Below are 3,625 nucleotides of genomic sequence, written 5' to 3' on the forward strand. Positions count from 1 at the left end.
GCTTGTTGGTACTGATCTGTGCATTATATCCGGGTTTAAGCTGCCCATTTCTCATATGGTCCTCTTTCATGCGCATGAAAGTAGCGTCATTGTCTGTCTTTGAGTAACTGTTACGTCCGTCAAGTATCTCTCCCTGTGATTCATATTTCCTGAGCTGTTCAGGCCATGACTTCCTTACACGTCTTACCTTCGCTTTCATCTTCTTGTCAGCATCCACTCCATTCAGGGCATCATCTATCTGCCCGAGTGCCTTTTCCACTTTCTCCGGGGTGATATCCTGATAGGCAACCGGAGCGGAATCACGCAGTTCCTGCTTGGTGAGGGACTCGGCGTATTGCCATATCTCCTCAAGCTGTTCCGCGATTCTGGATATGCGGGTATGTATAGATTTGCCCCCCAGACGAACGTATAACGGTTGGCGTTCACCTCCATCTTCGTCCCGTCAGTACAGGCCACATCCAGACTTACAAAACCTTCCGCCACGAGAAACTTTACAATGGTTGCAAATATCGTCTTCAGCACATCCTTTAGCCGGCTGCTGCGGAAACGGTTGATGGTATTATGGTCAGGAGTTACATTGCCGGTAAGCCACATGAAGCGTATGTCATTACGACAGAACTCTTCTATGCGACGGCTGGAATAGATATTACGCAAATGCATAGACAAGAATCTGAAGCATCATGCGTGGGTGGTACGCAGAACAGCCTTTAGGGGAATACTTACGGTAAAGTGCTTCAAGGTTTATCTGTTCAATGATGCGGTGAACAACCCGGACCGGATCGTTCCGGGGAATAAAATCGCCTAAACATGGAGGTAAAAGCAGATTATCGTTGGATGTGTAACTTTTAAACATTATCTTTGGGATATCTTACTTGATGCCCTAAGATACAAAAAATTAGGGAGATGGGCAAGTTCTGGCTGAGCGAAGTTAGGGCTTACCCGATTTTTTGCAGACACAAAAAAGGCCATCCCAAAGTTTATTTGAGACAGCCTTGTTTATTTTATGTGCAAATGTAACTGTTATCCTAAATAACCATTCAGAATTATTTCAGCATTTCACCTTTTTCGTTGAAAAACACAACGCTTTCGGTTCCGACGGCATCAACCAAAGTTACTTTATAAGTCTTTACGCCATCTTCTGCCACTTCTACGGCTGCTTCCTTAATGGTGGATTCAGCATAGTCTTTCTTGATGGCGTCCTGAACTGCCTGCGGGAGTTCCTTTATATCAATCGGTTTAAACTCGTTCACCATTGCAACGATTTCAACATCTGATGCCATGTTGTTAGCGAATGCTACTGAACTACCTAATCCCATTACCAGTGCTACTGCAAACAATACCTTTTTCATAATGCTAATTATTAAATTGTTAAACATCTTATCGTCTTACGCTAAAGAATAGACAATCACCGTGCCAAATAAATGGATATTTATCATATTGCTGTAAAACAGACCCTTATGAATTATTCATATTGCATAATGCAAATGTCTGATGGGCATTTTTTCTACAATGATGTGGAATGCGATACACATGGCTACACATGGTCTAACGACTGTGAATAAGAGAGTTGAGACGTTAAAATCATGCAGACGGCATGCGAAAGGAGTCGTAACGAAAGTAATCTCTCCATTACGGCTCCTGGTTATTATCCTTCTACTGTTAAAAAGTAATATCCAATTTCACCATGAATGTTATCGAACGATAGCCGCACTCCTTGCTCAACAGGTTGTTCACCATAAACTGGAAAGCGACTCCCTTTGTCACTTTCACGCCGAAGTAATTGCGTATATGTTCGTAAAGGAGATAGCCCATTCGCTGGGATTTGAAAATACGGCGTTCTTCACCCAATTCTTTAAACGGTTCACCGGCTCTACTCCGCAGGAATATAGAAAACATTAATCTGCCAGATACCTTTTCATTCGCGGCGAGTACTCTGTCCGGTAGTTTCCGCAACTGTCCGTATAGATAATGAAATTGTCAATTTCCGGATGCTCTTTCTACAACTGACGGGCTTTGCGGCTCCCCAACGTCATAAAGGCCGTTGCATAGGCATCAGCAAGCATGCACTGATGGGCAATAATTGTAGCACTCAATATATCCTTTTGAACCGGATATCCTGTTATCGGATTGATGGCATGAGCGTATTTCCTTCCATCTTTCAGATAGAAATTACGGTAGTTGCCGGAAGTTGCGAGTCCCAGCCGTTCCGACAGTTGCACAATTTGTTCAAGCTCGGAGTTTGTTCCGGTACTGTCATCCTTCGGTCTGACAATGCCAATGCACCAATTCCACCCTTGCGGGTTCTTTCCTTTCGCTATCATTTCGCCGCCGATGTCTATCATATAGTTCGATATGCCTTTGCGGTCGAACAAACACGCGATTATGTTACAGATAGTACCGCCGCCGAGCACCGAGAAATTGAGCAGGATGCGGGGATCGTCTTTCATCACACGGTTGCCCTGTAAACGCACTTTTCGGAAGCCTACAAAGTGGCGGATACTGTCTACGAGTTGCGGAGTGATGCTGTCAAACTTTGTAAAGCCAAATCCCCACAGGTTGATAAGCGGTGCACAAGTTACGTCAAATATCCCGCCTGTTTGTTCCGACGCTTGCATGGCTGTGCGGAAAGGATTGCATCAAGTTATATATCTTACGATGTTTTTTGTGCCAAGTGTATCTCTATGTAGAATACATTTCTAATTAGCTAAGCGATATATGAAACTAATCTTATCGAAAATTTTGTCCGTATCTTCTCCGACCTTTGGGTTAATCAGTTCAGCATATATCTGCATAGAAAAGATTGATTTTGTGTCCTAATACTTTTGTAAAGTTTCTTATGGCACGCCTTTTAATATACCCGAAACAACAAAGGTATAATGTCCGATATGAAAAAAACTGGATTTTTATTGAAGCGAATCAATTCTTTTATTATTTTTACCTTTCCTTCCATAACCAACGTGGTGCGCCGTTGCGCCCTGCAGCTGCTCATGTCGAAACAGAAAACACTGGACAAGCAGACGCTGAAGGAAGCCTTACAGAAAGAAACACAGAAAATGTGAAATTATTACGTGGACTCCGACGGACCGCCCTGCTTGTGTTACCGGCTGCCTTGCCCGGGATGAACCTTTGAGATGCAACCGCCAGACAAAGGGGAAGAGGAACACTTCCATACCCGTAACCCGGCAGGACAGTCTTATGCCAGGGACACAACTATAGAAAAAAGGACAGACCTGATAGTAAGATGCGTTTGGCAAAAAAGGAAATGATGAATATTAATAATAGAAAAAGACATTTGTTCCGCAAAGCATACGCGGATATGTACATAAAAGAAGAGAAATATCTTCAAAAGGAGGATTGTTTTCCAGCCCCCCATTACTGGTAGTTTTTAGGAGATAAAGCCTAAGGATATTTTGTTTTTCTCACTTGAAAACCTTATTTTTGCATAACAAAAACGTCCTTTGAATGTATGTAAGATGAAACAAGCCGCTGAATTTCGCTCGTTTCTAAATAGTTACCTATTAAATAAAAATAACAAGAGAACTATTTAATTTTCAGTTAGATAGCAAAAGCATTGTGTTTCGCAACGTGCGTGGTCAGGTTTTTCTTTATGCCGCAGAAATCGGCG

General features: G+C 42.7%; 5 protein-coding genes and 2 pseudogenes. 2 read left to right on the forward strand and 5 right to left on the reverse strand.

The window, feature by feature from the left end; all coding sequences use genetic code 11:
• The 3 genes and pseudogenes from QVP94_RS19410 to QVP94_RS09625 form a co-directional block, all read right to left on the reverse strand.
• Nucleotides 1–853, reverse strand: a pseudogene (locus QVP94_RS19410) (transposase); the annotation flags it as partial.
• Between the two features lie 190 nt (nucleotides 854–1,043).
• Entirely contained in the window at nucleotides 1,044–1,349 is a 306-nt protein-coding gene (locus tag QVP94_RS09620; RefSeq protein WP_005859437.1) for a hypothetical protein, read from the reverse strand.
• Nucleotides 1,350–1,659: 310 nt separating this feature from the next.
• Nucleotides 1,660–1,812: a hypothetical protein gene (locus QVP94_RS09625; protein WP_005825773.1), complete on the reverse strand. Its 153-nt coding sequence runs from the start codon at nucleotides 1,810–1,812 to the stop codon at nucleotides 1,660–1,662.
• Between QVP94_RS09625 and QVP94_RS09630 the strand changes: the two genes are divergently transcribed.
• Entirely contained in the window at nucleotides 1,789–1,899 is a 111-nt protein-coding gene (locus tag QVP94_RS09630; RefSeq protein ID WP_229031962.1) for a helix-turn-helix domain-containing protein, read from the forward strand. The genes QVP94_RS09625 and QVP94_RS09630 overlap by 24 nt on opposite strands.
• 98 nt (nucleotides 1,900–1,997) lie before the next feature.
• Here QVP94_RS09630 and QVP94_RS09635 read toward each other — a convergent pair whose 3' ends face one another.
• Entirely contained in the window at nucleotides 1,998–2,615 is a 618-nt protein-coding gene (locus QVP94_RS09635; RefSeq protein ID WP_005825771.1) for an FAD:protein FMN transferase, read from the reverse strand.
• Nucleotides 2,616–2,696: 81 nt separating this feature from the next.
• Nucleotides 2,697–2,888: pseudogene (locus QVP94_RS09640) on the reverse strand (site-specific integrase); the annotation flags it as partial.
• On the opposite strand from QVP94_RS09640, the gene QVP94_RS19415 reads away from it, so the two are divergent.
• Nucleotides 2,886–3,059, forward strand: coding sequence for a hypothetical protein (locus QVP94_RS19415; RefSeq protein ID WP_005859435.1), 174 nt, complete (start codon nucleotides 2,886–2,888; stop codon nucleotides 3,057–3,059). The pseudogene QVP94_RS09640 and the gene QVP94_RS19415 overlap by 3 nt on opposite strands.
• Nucleotides 3,060–3,625 lie beyond the last annotated feature (566 nt).

It is taken from the genome of Parabacteroides sp. CAG:2 (genome assembly GCF_000436315.1).
Lineage (GTDB): Bacteria > Bacteroidota > Bacteroidia > Bacteroidales > Tannerellaceae > Parabacteroides > Parabacteroides distasonis.

Excerpts from the sequence above, each read along its gene's own strand:
- QVP94_RS09620 (WP_005859437.1), bottom strand. The coding sequence starts at position 1,349 with ATGAAAAAGGTATTGTTTGCAGTAGCACTGGTAATGGGATTAGGTAGT.
- QVP94_RS09630 (WP_229031962.1), top strand. The coding sequence starts at position 1,789 with ATGTTCGTAAAGGAGATAGCCCATTCGCTGGGATTTGAAAATACGGCG.
- QVP94_RS09625 (WP_005825773.1), bottom strand. The coding sequence starts at position 1,812 with ATGGGCTATCTCCTTTACGAACATATACGCAATTACTTCGGCGTGAAA.
- QVP94_RS09635 (WP_005825771.1), bottom strand. The coding sequence starts at position 2,615 with ATGCAAGCGTCGGAACAAACAGGCGGGATATTTGACGTAACTTGTGCA.
- QVP94_RS19415 (WP_005859435.1), top strand. The coding sequence starts at position 2,886 with ATGAAAAAAACTGGATTTTTATTGAAGCGAATCAATTCTTTTATTATT.